General features: G+C 68.3%; 15 protein-coding genes. 7 read left to right on the top strand and 8 right to left on the bottom strand.

The window, feature by feature from the left end; genetic code table 11:
- The first annotated feature begins 54 nt into the window (after positions 1–54).
- The gene (locus K1T34_RS06330) at positions 55–1,179 is read left to right on the top strand and encodes an NAD(P)/FAD-dependent oxidoreductase (RefSeq protein ID WP_220247026.1); all 1,125 of its coding nucleotides are present in this window, start codon (positions 55–57) and stop codon (positions 1,177–1,179) included.
- 194 nt (positions 1,180–1,373) lie between these two features.
- Here the strand turns inward: K1T34_RS06330 and K1T34_RS06335 are convergent, their stop codons facing one another.
- Genes K1T34_RS06335 through K1T34_RS06350 form a run of 4 tightly spaced genes read right to left on the bottom strand, consistent with a single transcriptional unit; the run spans position 1,374 to position 4,656 of the window.
- Positions 1,374–2,048 carry an NADPH-dependent F420 reductase gene (locus tag K1T34_RS06335; RefSeq protein WP_220243350.1) on the bottom strand — a complete coding sequence of 225 codons (675 nt, stop codon included), beginning with the start codon at positions 2,046–2,048 and terminating at the stop codon, positions 1,374–1,376.
- Complete coding sequence (locus K1T34_RS06340) at positions 2,045–3,082, bottom strand: LLM class flavin-dependent oxidoreductase (RefSeq protein WP_220243351.1); 1,038 nt, start codon at positions 3,080–3,082, stop codon at positions 2,045–2,047. The genes K1T34_RS06335 and K1T34_RS06340 overlap by 4 nt, the downstream gene beginning before the upstream one ends.
- Positions 3,075–4,127, bottom strand: a complete 1,053-nt coding sequence (locus tag K1T34_RS06345; protein WP_220243352.1) for an LLM class flavin-dependent oxidoreductase — start codon at positions 4,125–4,127, stop codon at positions 3,075–3,077. The genes K1T34_RS06340 and K1T34_RS06345 overlap by 8 nt, the downstream gene beginning before the upstream one ends.
- Before the next feature lie 55 nt (positions 4,128–4,182).
- A complete protein-coding gene (locus tag K1T34_RS06350) occupies positions 4,183–4,656 on the bottom strand; it encodes a MarR family winged helix-turn-helix transcriptional regulator (RefSeq protein WP_220243353.1) in 474 nt (157 codons plus the stop codon).
- 93 nt (positions 4,657–4,749) lie between these two features.
- Here K1T34_RS06350 and K1T34_RS06355 point away from each other — a divergent pair, with 93 nt between their 5' ends.
- From K1T34_RS06355 to K1T34_RS06365, 3 genes are all read left to right on the top strand, one after another.
- Positions 4,750–5,313, top strand: a complete 564-nt coding sequence (locus tag K1T34_RS06355; RefSeq protein WP_220243354.1) for an NADPH-dependent FMN reductase — start codon at positions 4,750–4,752, stop codon at positions 5,311–5,313.
- A 352-nt stretch (positions 5,314–5,665) separates the two neighbouring features.
- Positions 5,666–6,505 carry an LLM class F420-dependent oxidoreductase gene (locus K1T34_RS06360; protein WP_220243355.1) on the top strand — a complete coding sequence of 280 codons (840 nt, stop codon included), beginning with the start codon at positions 5,666–5,668 and terminating at the stop codon, positions 6,503–6,505.
- A gap of 223 nt (positions 6,506–6,728) precedes the next feature.
- A complete protein-coding gene (locus K1T34_RS06365) occupies positions 6,729–7,100 on the top strand; it encodes an ankyrin repeat domain-containing protein (RefSeq protein ID WP_220243356.1) in 372 nt (123 codons plus the stop codon).
- A 55-nt stretch (positions 7,101–7,155) separates the two neighbouring features.
- Here K1T34_RS06365 and K1T34_RS06370 read toward each other — a convergent pair whose 3' ends face one another.
- The 4 genes from K1T34_RS06370 to K1T34_RS06385 all read right to left on the bottom strand — a co-directional run bounded on the left by K1T34_RS06370 (position 7,156) and on the right by K1T34_RS06385 (position 10,902).
- Positions 7,156–8,622, bottom strand: a complete 1,467-nt coding sequence (locus K1T34_RS06370; protein WP_220243357.1) for a catalase — start codon at positions 8,620–8,622, stop codon at positions 7,156–7,158.
- 25 nt (positions 8,623–8,647) lie between these two features.
- On the bottom strand, positions 8,648–9,067 hold the full coding sequence (locus K1T34_RS06375; protein ID WP_220243358.1) for a Fur family transcriptional regulator: 420 nt from the start codon (positions 9,065–9,067) through the stop codon (positions 8,648–8,650).
- A 320-nt stretch (positions 9,068–9,387) separates the two neighbouring features.
- The gene (locus K1T34_RS06380; RefSeq protein WP_220243359.1) at positions 9,388–9,900 is read right to left on the bottom strand and encodes a DUF2283 domain-containing protein; all 513 of its coding nucleotides are present in this window, start codon (positions 9,898–9,900) and stop codon (positions 9,388–9,390) included.
- An 81-nt stretch (positions 9,901–9,981) separates the two neighbouring features.
- The gene (locus K1T34_RS06385; RefSeq protein WP_220243360.1) at positions 9,982–10,902 is read right to left on the bottom strand and encodes a LysR family transcriptional regulator; all 921 of its coding nucleotides are present in this window, start codon (positions 10,900–10,902) and stop codon (positions 9,982–9,984) included.
- 70 nt (positions 10,903–10,972) lie between these two features.
- Here K1T34_RS06385 and K1T34_RS06390 point away from each other — a divergent pair, with 70 nt between their 5' ends.
- The 3 genes from K1T34_RS06390 to K1T34_RS06400 all read left to right on the top strand — a co-directional run bounded on the left by K1T34_RS06390 (position 10,973) and on the right by K1T34_RS06400 (position 14,450).
- Positions 10,973–11,902 carry an SDR family NAD(P)-dependent oxidoreductase gene (locus tag K1T34_RS06390; RefSeq protein ID WP_220243361.1) on the top strand — a complete coding sequence of 310 codons (930 nt, stop codon included), beginning with the start codon at positions 10,973–10,975 and terminating at the stop codon, positions 11,900–11,902.
- Positions 11,899–12,729, top strand: coding sequence for an SDR family NAD(P)-dependent oxidoreductase (locus tag K1T34_RS06395; protein ID WP_220243362.1), 831 nt, complete (start codon positions 11,899–11,901; stop codon positions 12,727–12,729). The genes K1T34_RS06390 and K1T34_RS06395 overlap by 4 nt, the downstream gene beginning before the upstream one ends.
- A 224-nt stretch (positions 12,730–12,953) precedes the next feature.
- Positions 12,954–14,450 carry a trypsin-like serine protease gene (locus K1T34_RS06400; RefSeq protein ID WP_220243363.1) on the top strand — a complete coding sequence of 499 codons (1,497 nt, stop codon included), beginning with the start codon at positions 12,954–12,956 and terminating at the stop codon, positions 14,448–14,450.
- Positions 14,451–14,489: the final 39 nt, after the last annotated feature.

Consider the following 14,489-nt stretch of genomic DNA (forward strand, 5'->3'; position numbering starts at 1 on the left):
TCTGGAATCTCGTTCCAACATTGGAACGACATTCCATAGCGCTTCGGAGGAGTCATCTTGAACACCGTCACGATCATCGGCGCCGGCCTCGGCGGCCTCACCCTCGCCCGCGTGCTGCACGTCCACGGCATCCCGGCCACGGTCTACGAAGCCGAGGACTCCCCGTCGTCCCGCGCACAGGGCGGCATGCTCGACATCCACGACTACAACGGCCAGATCGCCATCGAAGCCGCCGAACTCTCCGACGAGTTCCGCGGCCTGATCCTCGAGGGTCGCCAGCAAATGCGGGTCCTCGATCCCGACGGGACCGTCCTGCTCGACCAAGCCGACGACGGCACCGGAGGCCGACCCGAAGTCCAACGCGGGGAGCTGCGGCAGCTGCTGCTCGACTCGCTCCCCGCCGGCACCGTCCGCTGGGGCGCCAAGGTCGCCGACGCCCGCCCTGTGGGTGAGGCTCGCCACGAGGTGACCTTCACCGACGGCAGCGTTGTCGCGACTGACCTGCTGGTCGGCGCGGACGGCGCGTGGTCCCGCGTGCGACCGTTGCTGTCGGGTGCGGTCCCCGAGTACGCCGGCACCTCGTTCGTCGAGGTCTACCTCTACAACGCAGACACCCGCCACCCGGCGGCCGCGAAAGCTGTCGGCGGCGGATCACTCATCGCACCGGCACCCGGCCGCGAAATCCAGGCGCACCGGGAAAGCGGCGACACGCTGCACACCTACGTCGTCCTCACCCGGTCACAGGAATGGTTCGCCGCCATCGACTTCACCGACGCCGACGCGACGGCCGCGCGCATCGCCCGGGAATTCGACGGCTGGGCCCCGGAACTCACCGCCCTCATCACCGACGGCGACACCGCACCCTTGCTACGCCCTCACTTCACACTGCCCCTCGACCACCGCTGGGACCGCGCGCCGGGCGTCACCCTCGTCGGCGACGCCGCCCACCTCATGCCGCCCAACGGCGAAGGCGCCAACCTCGCCATGCTCGACGCAGCCCGGCTCGGCCAAGCGCTCGCCGCCCACCCGGACAACGTCGAGACAGCCCTGTCCGAATACGAACAGGAAATGTTCCCCCGCAGTCAGGCGGTCGCAGTCGAGGGCGTCGAGATGCAGGAGCTCTTCGCGGGCAGCAACTCGGCCCGCGATCTCGTGGCCATGTTCACGGGCGCCGAGTGAGCGGCAACGGTTCCGCCGGCTTTACCGCCGCGGCACACCAAAGCCGCAGCCGAGCCGCCGGCGGAACCGGCGCCAACACCGTCCGCGTGGTCTCGGTATCAGCAGCACCCGGCGTTTCCGGACAATTTGACCGAAGACAAACCGGCCAACGCGACGCGGCAAGCACCGGCCGCGTCGGCTCGCGGAGGCGGCGTCTAACGTGAGTCTGCCACCGGCCGCTCGCTGAGAGCACGACCGCGTTCCGACTCCGGGAACCGCTCCAGCATCGCCCGCAGCTCGACGGCCTCGACGTTCGCCCCGAAGGTCTCCGCGCCCGGCTCCAGCCGCACACCTTCGGCCAGACCGCCGGCCGGCACGGGATCGAAGCCGAGCGCATCGACCACAGTGGACACTTCCGCCACGGCCGCGGGGTCGTCGCCGACGAGGGCGATGGCCTTGCGGCCGGGCGTCCCGGCGGGGCGGGCCTCGTCTTCCAGGTCGTGGTAACCCATGTGGTTGAACGCCTTCACAACGCGCGCGCCGGGCAGGAACTTCTGCACCGTCTCGCTCGTGGAGACCTCCAGGTCGGCGCGGTGACCGTCCACTTCCCACCAGTAGTTCATGGCGTCGATCACGAGCTTGCCGTCCAGCTCCGCCGCCGGGATGCTGCGGTACTTGCCCAGCGGCAGCGCCAGGATCACGACGTCGGCCGAAGCGGCGTCGGCCGGCGTCGTGGCGACGGCGCCCGGCGCGAGGACTTCCACGGTGAGCGCGATCTTCTCCGGCGCGCCCGAGCCGGCGATGAGCACGCGGTAGCCGGCCGCCACTGCGAGCCGCGCGAGGACGGTGCCGACTTTGCCCGCGCCGAGGATGCCCAGCGTCTCCGTCATTTCCCCTCCGCCAGCAGGTCCCGCACCATCGGGATCACCTTCGTGCCGTACAGCTCCACCGCGTGCATGCGCGCGCTCGCCGGCTGCGAACCGCTGGAGTAGATGAGGTCGAACCGGCCGACGTCGAGGTCTTTCACCGCGCCGGCGATCTTGCGCGCGACTGTTTCCGGCGAGCCGATGTACATCGAGCCGTGCTCGATTTCGCTGTCGTACTCGGCGCGCTGGATCGGCGGCCAGCCGCGCAGCCGGCCGATGCGGTCGCGGATCACGCGGTAGCGCGGCCAGAACAGTTCACGCGCTTCCTCGTCGGTGTCGGCGATGAAGCCGGGCGAGTGCATGCCGACGGGGTGCGCGGTCGTGCCGAATTCGGCGGCGGCGCGGCGGTAGAGGTCCACGTACGGTGCGAACCGCTTCGCCGGCCCGCCGATGATCGCGAGCATCAGCGGCAGCCCGTAGTGGGCGGTGCGGATCACCGACTGCGGCGAGCCTCCGACGCCGACCCAGGTCGTCAGGCGACCCGACTCCGTCTTGGGGAAGACGTCAGCCGCGTCCAGCGCCGGACGCAGTGAACCACTCCACGTCACGGGCTTCTCGTCGAGCAACTGAACGAACAGGTCGATTTTCTCTTCGAACAACTTGTCGTAGTCGGAGAGGTCATATCCGAACAGCGGGAACGACTCCGTGAACGAACCACGTCCGAGAATGATCTCCGCGCGGCCGTTGGAGAGTGCGTCGACGGTCGCGAAACGTTGGAAAACGCGCACGGGATCGTCGGAACTCAACACGGTCACCCCCGACGACAGGTGGATCCGCGACGTGCGCGTGGCGATGCCAGCCAGCACCGTCTCCGGGGTAGTGATCGAGTACTCCGGCCGGTGGTGCTCACCGAGCGCGATCACGTCCACGCCGATCTCGTCGGCGAGCACGGCCTCGTCGAGCACGTGCCGGATCGCCGCGGCGTAGGACATCGGCGTGCCGGAGTCGTCCTCCGGGACGTCGCCGAAGGTGTCGAGGCCGAAAACCAAGTCAGACATGGGAAGGCGCCTTCGTGAGCAGTTCGCGAACCCGCGGCGCGACCTCGCGGCCGAACAGCTCGATCGACCGGGCGCGAGCTTCTCGGGGCAGGTTCATGATGTCGTACTTCAGGTCGAAACGGCTGAGGCGCAGGTCACGCGCCACGGTCGCGATCTTGCGCGCGACGGTGTTCGGCGAGCCGACGAACAGCGCGCCGCCGTCGATCTCCGCCAGGTAGCGGCGGCGGTCCGGCTTGTAGAAACCGCGCTCGGCCGCGAGGTTCGCGACCACGGGCTGCCAGTACTCCCACCACGTCTCGACGGCTTCGGAGTCGGTGTCCGCGATCAGGCCGAGCGAGTGCTGTCCGACGGGCAACACCGGCTGTTCGAATTGCGCCAGCGCGCGGTGATAAAGCTCCACGTGCCCGGCGAACCGCTGCGGTCGGCCACCGATGATCGCCAGCATCAGCGGTAGTCCGTACTTCGCGGCGCGCACAACGGAATCCGGGCTGCCGCCCACGCCGATCCACGTCGGGATCCCGCCTGGGCGCATCCGCGGGTGCAGCGTCTGGTCCACCAGCGGCGCGCGCACGGTGCCCGACCACGTCACGGACTCCTCGCGTTGTAAGCGCATGAACAGTTCGAGTTTCTCTTCGAACAGGTGCTCGTAATCGGCGAGGTCGTATCCGAACAACGGGAACGACTCCGTCGCCGACGCCCGGCCCAGCACCAGCTGCGCGCGGCCGTTGGAGACGGCGTCGACGGTGGAGAAGTCGTGGTAGAGGCGGACGGGGTCGTTGGTGCTCAGCACCGTCACGGACGTGCCGAGCTTGATGCGCTCGGTCGCCGTCGCGACGGCCGCCAGGAGCACCGGCGTCGCGCTGTCGTTGTGGCCTTCGCGGTAGTGCTCGCCGACGCTGAAGACATCGAGGCCGGCTTCTTCGGCGAGGCGTGCCTCGTCGACGAGCAGGCGGACGGTCTCCGCGTCGCTCAGTGTCCGCGCTCCGTCGGTGGCGACTTCGCCGAAGGAGTTCAGCCCGAACTCGAAGCCGGGGTTCTTCGTCATGCCACCAGGATGCGTCGGCGCGGGGGCCGCCTGCCGCTCCCTCTCATGGAGACCTTCAGCCATCGGCTTCGATGCGCCGGGTGATCTTGTCGGCCGCCGTGCGCAGGGTGCGCAGCTCCGTTTCGGACAGCACGTCGTACACGAGCTCGCGCACGCGCTCGACGTGGCCGGGCGCGGACTCGAGCACGTGCGCGTAGCCGGCTTCGGTGAGCACGGCGTGGGTATAGCGGCCGTCCTCCGGGTCGGGCTCGCGGTAGAGGAACCCGCGTTTCTCCAGCCGGCTGATGAGGTGCGACAGGCGGGAGAGCTCGGCGTTGGTCAGGATCGCCAGCTCGCTCAGCCGCATGCGCCGACCGGGTTCCTCCGACAGCCCGGCCAGCGCGTAGTACTCGACGTAGCTGAGCTGTGAGTCTTCCCGCAGCTGCTTCTCCAGCTCGGTCGGCAGCCGGTGCAGCAGGTACGTGAACGAGCGCCACGTCTGCAGCTCTTCGGAGTCGAGCCACCGCGGGGCGGCCTGCCGGTGTGTCATGCGTCCCAGTCTAGCGCGTGACTTGAATGTTCAAGTTCGGGTGTTCATTATTTGACATGAAGATTCAAGTCATCCTCGGAAGGAAACCGGCAAGTGAGTGACCTCAAGATCGCCGTCATCATCGGCAGCACCCGCCCGGGACGCAACGGCAAGCAGGTCGCCGACTGGGTCTTCGCCAAGGCCAAGGCCCGCACCGGCGCGGACTACGAGCTCGTCGACCTGGCCGAGTTCCCGCTGCCCCACCTCGACGAGGCCCTGCCGCCCACCCTCGGCCAGTACGCCGGCGAGCACACCAAGGCGTGGGCCGCGAAGATCGACTCCTACGACGGCTTCATCTTCGTGACGCCCGAGTACAACCACTCGACGTCCGCCGTCCTGAAGAACGCCATCGACTACCTCTACGCGGAGTGGAACAACAAGGCCGCGGCCTTCGTGTCCTACGGCTCACTGGGCGGCGCCCGCGCGATCGAACACCTGCGCGCCATCTGCAGCGAGCTCCAGATCGCCCACGTGCGCCAGCAGCTGTCGTTCTCGCTGTTCACGGACTTCGAGAACTTCGCGTCCTTCACCCCGGCCGCCCTCCACGACGACGCGGCCACCACGCTGTTCACCCAGCTGGAGACCTGGTCGGGCGCCCTCAAGGCGATCCGGGACTGAGGTCTTTTTCAGGTGGCGCCGCGCCGGTATTCCTCCGGCGTGGCGCCCACTGTCCACAAGACACTGACGGTCGGCTCTTCTTCCAGGCGCACCCACCGGAGGATTTGAAGAACTCGCCCTTCTTCAAGGTGATTCGCGTAGGTCCGGCGATGTTGTCGTCGGCGATGATCGCGTGACCGTGTCGGCGAGCCGGTGCTCCGCACAGCCGCGGGAGTGGCAGGCGCGCTGCGGGTCGCGCCGCGACAGGCACCTGTTACACGCAAAGGGACACGATTCGGACGAGCGCCCGTCCGCCGCCGCCCATGGCGACGGTGTTGGCAGCTGGGGTTACTCCAGGTTTACGCTCACGACCATGCGATTCGCCATCAAGACTTCGCCCCAGAACACCGTCTGGGAGGACATGCTCGCGGTCTGGCAGGCGGCCGACGAGATCGAGCTGTTCGAATCCGGCTGGACGTTCGACCACTTCTATCCCATTTTCTCCGATTCGACCGGCCCCTGCTTGGAGGGCTGGGTCACGCTGACCGCGCTCGCGCAGGCCACCAAGCGGCTGCGCCTGGGCACGCTCGTCAGCGGCATGCACTACCGGCACCCCGCGCTGCTCGCGAACATGGCCGCGACGCTCGACATCGTGTCCGGCGGGCGCCTGGAGATCGGCATCGGCGCCGGGTGGAACGAGGAGGAGTCCGGCGCGTACGGCATGGAGCTGGGCACCATCAAGGAACGCAGCGACCGTTTCGAGGAAGGCTGCGAGGTCCTGATCAGCCTGCTGACTCAGGAAACCACCACCTTCAAGGGCACGCACTACCAGCTCACCGACGCCCGCAACGAACCCAAGGGCGTCCAGAAGCCCCACCCGCCCATCTGCATCGGCGGCAGCGGCGAAAAGCGCACCCTGCGCACGGCCGCGAAGTACGCCGACCACTGGAACTTCACCGGCGGCACGCCCGAGCAGTTCGCCCACAAGCGCGACGTCCTGCACCGCCACTGCGCCGACATCGGCCGCGACCCCAGCGAGATCACGCTGTCCTCGCACGTGCGCCTCGAACCCGACCTGGACTACGCCGCGGTCGCCAAGCAGACCGAGGGCCTCGGCGAGGCCGGCCTCGACCTGGCCATCGTCTACCTGCCGCCGCCCCACACTCCCGCGGTGCTGGAGCCGCTGGCGAAGGCGCTCGAACCGCTGCGCTGATCTTTCACCGGGGCCGCGCATTCACTTGTGCGCGGCCCCGTAGTGGGAGATCGAGGCTTCGGGATACCGGGCCTTCACCACTCGATCCTTGACTGTCCACAGAAGATCTTTCTGCAGCGTTTCGAACACATCCGAAAGCACTCACTCGCTCGATCCATTCAGGACGGATGAGCGCCGCACTTCAGAATCCGGAACACGCATCACGCGATGCTAAAATTCCACCATGCCCGCTGACGAAAACGAAGACCTCCGGAAACGAGCCCGCATCGTCATGGCGGACCTCGCGCGTGAAGGCAACACGAAAGAGCTCGCGGAGTTCATCGAGCACGGCCTGGACGTCAACGCGCTCGACGAGGCCGGCAATTCACTCCTCATGCTCGCCGCGTACCACGGGCGGGGCGAGACCGTGGAGTACTTGCTGCAGCACGGCGCCGATCCCGACATCTGCAACGCCCGCAACCAGTCGCCGATCGCGGGCGCGTTGTTCAAGGGCGAGACGGAAATCGTCGCGGCGCTGAAAAGGGCGGGGGCCGATCTGGACGCCGGGACGCCGAGTGCGCGGGAAGCCGCGAAAATGTTCGGGCAGAGCCTGTAGAAAGCCGTTGCCCCCGTCGCGACAACGAGCGACGGGAGCAACAGCCACAAAGGACTTAAAGAGCGCCCAGGGCCTCGCAGGCCTTCTGCACACCCTCACCGTAGGCCGGGTCGGCCTTGGCGCAGTTGTCGATGTGCCGCTGGACGGTTTCCTTGCGCGCACCCTTGATCGCGCGCGCCGTGTTCTCGAACAGACGCTGTTGTTCGTCCGCGGACAACAGGCGGAACAGGTTGCCCGGCTGGGTGAAGTAGTCGTCGTCGTCTTCGCGGAAGTTGAAGTGGTCCGCGGTCGAGCCGACGGCCTGCGCCGGGTCGGCGTACGCGGGCTGCTCCTGCCAACGGCCGAAGTTGTTCGGCTCGACGCCCGGGACGCCACCCTGGTTGCCGTCGACGCGCATGGCGCCGTCGCGGTGGTAGGTGTTGACCACCTTGGCGCCGCGCGGGTAGTTGACCGGGATCTGGTGGTGGTTCACGCCGACGCGGTAGCGGGCGGCGTCACCGTAGGAGAAGAGGCGGCCCTGCAGCATCTTGTCCGGGCTGAACGAGATGCCGGGGATCAGGTTGGCCGGGGTGAAGGCGGCCTGCTCGACGTCCTGGAAGTAGTTGTCCGGGTTGCGGTTGAGCTCGAACTCGCCGACCTCGATCAGCGGGTAGTCCTTCTTGCTCCACACCTTCGTGAGGTCGAACGGGTGGAAGCGGTAGCTCGCCGCGTCGGCATCGGGCATGACCTGCACGAACAGCTTCCACTTCGGGAAGTCGCCACGCTCGATGGCGTCGAAGAGGTCGCGCTGGTTCGACTCGCGGTCGGCGGCGATGACGGCGCCGGCTTCCTCGTCGGTCAGGTTCTCGATGCCCTGCTGGGTACGGAAGTGGAACTTGACCCAGTTCCGCTCGCCCGCGGCGTTGATCAAGCTGTAGGTGTGCGAGCCGAAGCCGTGCATGTGCCGGTACGACTTGGGGATGCCGCGGTCGGTCATGATGATCGTGACCTGGTGCAGCGCCTCGGGCAGGTTCGTCCAGTAACCCCAGTTGTTCTCCGGGTCACGCAAGTTGGTGCGCGGGTCACGCTTCACCGCGCGGTTGAGATCAGGGAACTTCAGCGGATCGCGGTGGAAGAACACCGGCGTGTTGTTGCCGACGACGTCCCAGTTGCCCTCTTCGGTGTAGAAACGCAGCGCGAAACCACGGATGTCGCGCTCGGCGTCGGCCGCGCCGCGCTCACCCGCGACGCTCGAGAATCGCGCGAACATCTCGCACTCGTTGCCGACCTTGGCGAAGATCGCGGCCTTCGTGTACTGCGAAATGTCGTGCGTGACGCGGAAAGTGCCCCACGCGCCGGAGCCCTTGGCGTGCATGCGGCGCTCCGGGATGACCTCGCGGTCGAAGTGCGCCAGCTTCTCGATGAGCCACAGGTCCTGCAACAGCACCGGGCCCCGCGGGCCGGCGGTGACGCTGTTCTGGTTGTCCACGACCGGCGCACCCGCCGCCGTCGTCAGCGGTTTGGTGTTTTCCTCGAAAGCCACTTCATCTCCTTCAGGTGGTGGACAGTCAGTTTTCGTTGCAGGAAGGGCAAAGGCCCCAGTAGGTCACTTCGGCTTCGTCGATGACGAACCCGTTGGTGCTCGCGGGTGCGAGGCAAGGCCGCTCCCCCACCGCGCAGTCGATGTCGGCGACCGCACCGCAGCGGCGGCAGACCACGTGGTGGTGGTTGTCGCCCGTGCGCACCTCGAATCGCGCCGGCGACCCGGCCGGCTCGATGCGCCGCACCAGCCCCACCTCCCCCAGCGCGGCGAGGATGTCGTACACCGCCTGCGTCGACACGGCGCCGAGTTCGGAGCGCACCGCTCGGACCACCGCCTCGACGTCCGTGTGCGGCCGCTGCGCCACGGCGTGCAGCACAGCGGTCCGCTGCTTGGTGACTCTTAGTGAGACACCCCGCAGACGGTCCGCAGGATCAGTGGCCGGCATGAGGGCATCAGACCATGTTTTCTGGAACAAGTCCAGACTAGAGACTGGACACGTTCAAGTGAACTGAAGTGCTCATCTGAGCAAGGCGTGTGACTTCAGCAACGCCTTGACCAGGCAGGACTGTGCGCCAGTGATCAAGGGTTAGTGTTTTGGCGACGGAGCCGTGGTCGGATTCGCACATCCAGTGAGATGGTAGTCACAGAATTTGATCACTGACGAGAGCTGAGTGTGCGTCTTCGCGCCTGATTACATAAAGTGATGATCGTACTGACGGTGTGTGCGCCCGTCGGACGGCCGCACCCTCCACCAGCGGCGACGCCCTACGACGCCGTGATTCGCTGCTTGGCGATCTCCGTCGCCCAGGCCAGGAACGCCACCGGGACAGCGCCTCGACTGGGATTGATGGTCACGGACGCGTCGGTCCACGAGCTACCGCGCGGCACGGAAACGACGAGAACGGCCGCGTCCTCACGCCAGGCGGCATCGCGGAACTCGATCAGGCGTTCCCCCGCGGTGACGACATCGAACAGTTTGATTTCGCTGCCGTTGAACGTTTCCTTCGTCGCGGTCACCGTTCGGAAGTCTTCGCCCCGCGCCGGCCGGTCGATCCGTTCAGCTCCCTCGAGCAGAAACTGGGGAAGTTTGCCCCGAGCATCCAGCACCTCGACACCCAGGACACGACCGTCCGCCAGGAAATCGAGATTGATCATGCCGCCCACACCGATGGGATCGCACGGATACATGTGCACCGACCGCGGCTCCGTAGCCGGGTCGGTGAAGTAGACGTACGCCGCATTCGCTGAAGCGTCGTAGGTGACCTTGAGGTTCGCCACTGTTCGGCGTGTCCCTTCCCGAACATTCCGCGCGCCACGACGACCGCGCCTGCTCAAGGTAGCGGCAACCGGCCGTCTCCATCAGAACCCTTCAACCTCCCCCTTCAACGCCGCCGCGCGAAAGGCCTCCGCGAGACGCACCGCGGCGTCCGAAGGGCGGCCCGGGAGGCGGGCAAGCAAGATGCGCCGCCGTTCGGAAGGCCCTCCCCGGACGGGAAGGACGCGGACGCCGGACGGGAGGACCGGAGTGAGGACGGTAGGCACGGTCGTGATGCCGCAACCGGCGGCGACGAGGTGGAGCTTGGCGAGCCAGTCGCGCGCGGTGTGGGCGATGTCGGGGCGCTCGTCGAGGCCGGGCCAGACGCCCATGACGTGCTCGTTGCGCGAGCCGGCGATCCAGCGCTGGCCGGACAGGTCGGCGACGTCGATGAACTCGCCGCGTGCGAGGGGGTGGGTGGTGGGCACGGCGACGCACAGGCTGCGCTCGGCGAGGGTCTGCACCTGCAGCGCCGGGGTTTCGCTGTCCGGCGGGCGGAAGGGCGGCGTCGACGCGATCAGCGCCAGGTCCAGCGTGCCCGCGCGCAGTGCGCGGACCAGCGCGGGGGTGCTGCCTTCGCGCGTGGTCACGGTGATGCCCGGGTGCGTGCGACGCAGTTCCGCCAGCGCGCGGGGCACCAAGGCGGCGCCGGCGCTGGCGAACCAGCCGAGCCGGACGCTGCCGTGACCGTCGGGCAAGCCGACGAGGTCGCGCGCCGCGGCGTCCACCTCGTCGACGACGGTGGCCGCGCGGCGCACGACCAGCCGACCGGCGGGTGTGAGGCGCACACCGTCGTGACGGCGTTCGACGAGCGGGGTGCCCGCGGCGCGCTCCAGTGACGCGATCTGGCGGGAGACGGCGGACTGCGTGTAGCCGAGGGCGGCGGCCGCGGCGGTGAACGAGCCCCGCTCGGCCACCTCGCGGAACACCCGCAGCGCGGTGAGCGACGCGTCGGTGAAGGCCATGACTATTACGCATAGCAGACTTGACGAACTTTCGCTGGCAGCATGCCCGGTGACTGCTTAGCGTGAAAGTATGACCTTGATCCAGACTCCCTTCGGCTTCGCCAGCACAGCGGCGGACGTGGCCGAAGGCATCGACCTCAGCGGGCGACGCGCGGTGGTGACCGGGGCGTCGTCCGGAATCGGCGTGGAGACCGCTCGCGCCCTGGCCTCGGCCGGCGCCGAGGTGACCCTTGCCGTCCGCGACGTCGCCGCCGGCGAACGCACGGCGAAGGACATCGCCGCGAGCACCGGCAGCACCGCGGTGCGCGTCGCGGAGCTGGACCTCACCGACCCGGCCTCGATCGCCGCCTTCACGTCCACTTGGGACGGTCCGCTGCACATCCTCGTCGCCAACGCCGGCGTGATGGCGAGCCCCGAGCAGTACACCGAGCACGGGTGGGAGTGGCAGTTCGCCACCAACCACATCGGACACTTCCTGCTCGCCACCGGACTGCACCCCGCGCTGGCCGCAGACGGCTCGGCGCGCGTCGTCGTGGTGAGCTCGAGCGGGCACCAGCTCTCCCCGGTGGTGTTCGACGACGTGAACTTCGCCTTCCGCCGCTACGATCCATGGCTCGCTTATGGACAGTCCAAAACGGCCAACGTGCTCTTCGCCGTAGAGGCCACGCATTGCTGGGCTCGGGACGGCATCACGGCGAACGCCGTCATGCCGGGCGGGATCTTCACCAACCTGCAGCGCCACACGAGCGGACGCGGCAGTGGGACCGTCCCGCCCGAACTGATGAAGACCCCCGAACAGGGTGCGGCGACGTCGGTCCTGGTCGCCGCGTCACCGCTACTGGAGGGAATCGGCGGTCGGTACTTTGTGGACTGCGCGGAGACCCCGACCATCGACCGGCGCGGGGAAGCACCGCAGTTGCACGGTGTCGCGCGCTACGCCCTCGACCCCGATGGCGCCGCGCGGCTGTGGGAGCTCACGGAAGGTCTGGTGCGAGCATGACCGTCGCACTGGTCACCGGAGCCACACAAGGGCTGGGCCTGGCGCTCGCCGAGGGTCTCGCGCAGCGTCTGTCCACCCAGGACACCGTCTACCTCACGGGACGGGATCTCGGCCGGGTCGGTGAGGCCGTGGAGTCGCTGCCCGCGGGCGGGGCGACGGTCCGAGGCGAACTGCTCGACGTGGCCGATCCCGCGTCCGTCACCCGGCTCGCCAAGGTGCTGAGCGATCGCTACGGCGGGGTCGACGTCGTGTTCGGCAACGCCGTGATGCGCGTCGGTCCCGACGACGACCCGCGGGAGATCGTGGGCCCCTACACAGAAGTCAACAACTTCGGTACGACGAGGCTGTTGCGGGCGTTCGCCCCACTGCTGCGGGACGGCGGCAAACTGCTCGTCGTCGCCAGCTCGCTCGGCACGCTGCACTACCTGGCGCCCGTCCTGCACGATCGCTTCGACGGCCTGGCCTCGCTGGACGACGTCGACAAGGCCGTCGCGAGCTGGCGCGACGCGGTCGCGGACGGCAGCGCCCGCGCCGGTGCGTGGCCCGGGTTCGTGAACATCCCGTCGAAGATCGGGCAGGTCGCGGCTGTACGTGCGCTCGCCGCGGTGCACCGCGCGAGCGACGCGGAGCGCGGGATCCTGCTCGCGGCGGTGTGCCCGGGGATGATGAACACGCCGACGTCGGCGCTCTGGTGGGACGTCAGCACGGCGCCCACTCCGGCCGCGGCGGCGGTGCCGCTCCTCGACCTCGCCCTTTCGCCCACGGACCCCGATCACTACGGCCAGTTGATCCGCTACGGAGCCGTGTTGCCGTGGGCGCCGGGCTAACGTGGTCGTAAAGCGACAGCGGGATTCGCGCCGACGAAGGGCGCGCGCGCCGCGTGGTTGGCCGATAAGCAGGCGAAGAGCGCCGAGCCGATCGACCTCGTCGGGCACGACGGGGGTGCGCTGCTGGGGCGCTGTCACAGGATCGTGACGTTCCGGTCGAGGTGCGCGCACACAGGGTGAGGAGTCTGAGCGGGTTCTGTGATCCACAGGTGAGAGGGAGCCCGGTGAAACTCCGAAGTGTGCTGGCCGTCGTGGCGGCAGCGTTGTCCGTGACCGCGTTGGGTGTTGCTCCGGCATCAGCGATTGTTGGCGGAGTCCCATCGCCGCGTGCGTATCCGTTCACCGGGTCGCTGAACCGGCCGGCCGACTCGCCGCGGCCCGACGGGCACGTGTGCGGGGTGACGCTGGTCGCGCCGCAATGGGTGGTGACGGCGTCGCACTGCGCGCGCAACGATCTCGAGACCCAGGTCGGTTACCCGCACGACTGGTCGGTGCGGCTGGGCTCGGTGAGCGCGACGTCCGGCGGTGAGGTGATCGCGGTCGAGAAGTTCGTGCGACGTTCGAACGGCACCCTCCCGCACATCTTCGGCAAGGACATCGCGCTGCTGAAGCTGGCACACCCGGCGAAGGCTGCGCCGATCAAGATCAGCGCGAAGGCCCCGGCGCCGGGCACGGGCGCGCGCATCATGGGCTGGGGCATGACCTGCGACCAGTCCGCCCCGCAGTGCTACCCCGACCACCTGCTCGAGGCCGACACTGTTGTCCAACCAACATCGACGTGTCTGGTTTCGCTCAGCGACCTGTGCATCGGCGCACTCGACGGCAAGGTGGGCCCCACCAACATGGACTCCGGTGGCCCGGCGCTCGTTAAGGAAGGCGGCGCTTGGACGTTGGCCGGTGTCGTCAGCGGTGGCGACAACGGGCCGGGGATCTACACGAACGTGCCCGCGTATGCCGACTGGGTGCGCGAGACCATCGCGGAACGCCACCCGACGCTCGAGGGCGCCGTGAACCTGGGCTCGTGCGCGGGGTCGCTGGTCCGCAAGGCCGGCGCCAGTCCGGACGACCCCGGCCTGCTGCTGACCAACGGCCACTGCATTACCGGCGACCACCCCGCCGTGGGCTCGGCGGTGACGGAGCGCACGGAGGCCCGCGATGCCGCGGTGGTGTCCGCGTCGGGCGGGATCAAGGCGACCCTGCGCACCACGAAGCTGTTGTACGCCACCATGACCGGCACCGACGTCGCCCTGTACCAAGTGGACAAGACCTACGCGCAGCTCGCCGCCGCCGGCGCAAAGGTCTTCGAGCTCGGCACGCGCGAACCCCAGCAAGCCGACCAGCTCGACGTGCTTTCGGGCACACACCTGAAGGCCTGGGCGTGTTCGGTCGCGAACATCGTCCCGGAACTCCGCGAGGGCGGCTACACGCAGCACAACGCGATCCAGTACAGCGAAGACTGCACCCCCGGCAGCGGCGACTCCGGCTCGCCGGTGCTCGACCCGCACACCGGCAAGGTCGTGGGCATCCACAACACGTCCAACAGCTTGGGCAAGGTGTGCGATGTGGACAACCCCTGTGAGGTAGACGAAAACGGCATCATCACCGTCCACATGGGCCGGTCCTACGGGCAGCAGACCGCCGGGATTCCGGCTTGCCTCGGGGCTGGGTCGACGGTGGATCTTTCGTTGGCGGGATGTGGGTTGACGAAGCCGAAGGCATGAGTTGCCGGGGTGGCCCCGGGCCTTTCATGGCGCGGGGCC

The sequence above is a fragment of the Amycolatopsis sp. DSM 110486 genome, assembly GCF_019468465.1.
GTDB lineage: Bacteria > Actinomycetota > Actinomycetes > Mycobacteriales > Pseudonocardiaceae > Amycolatopsis.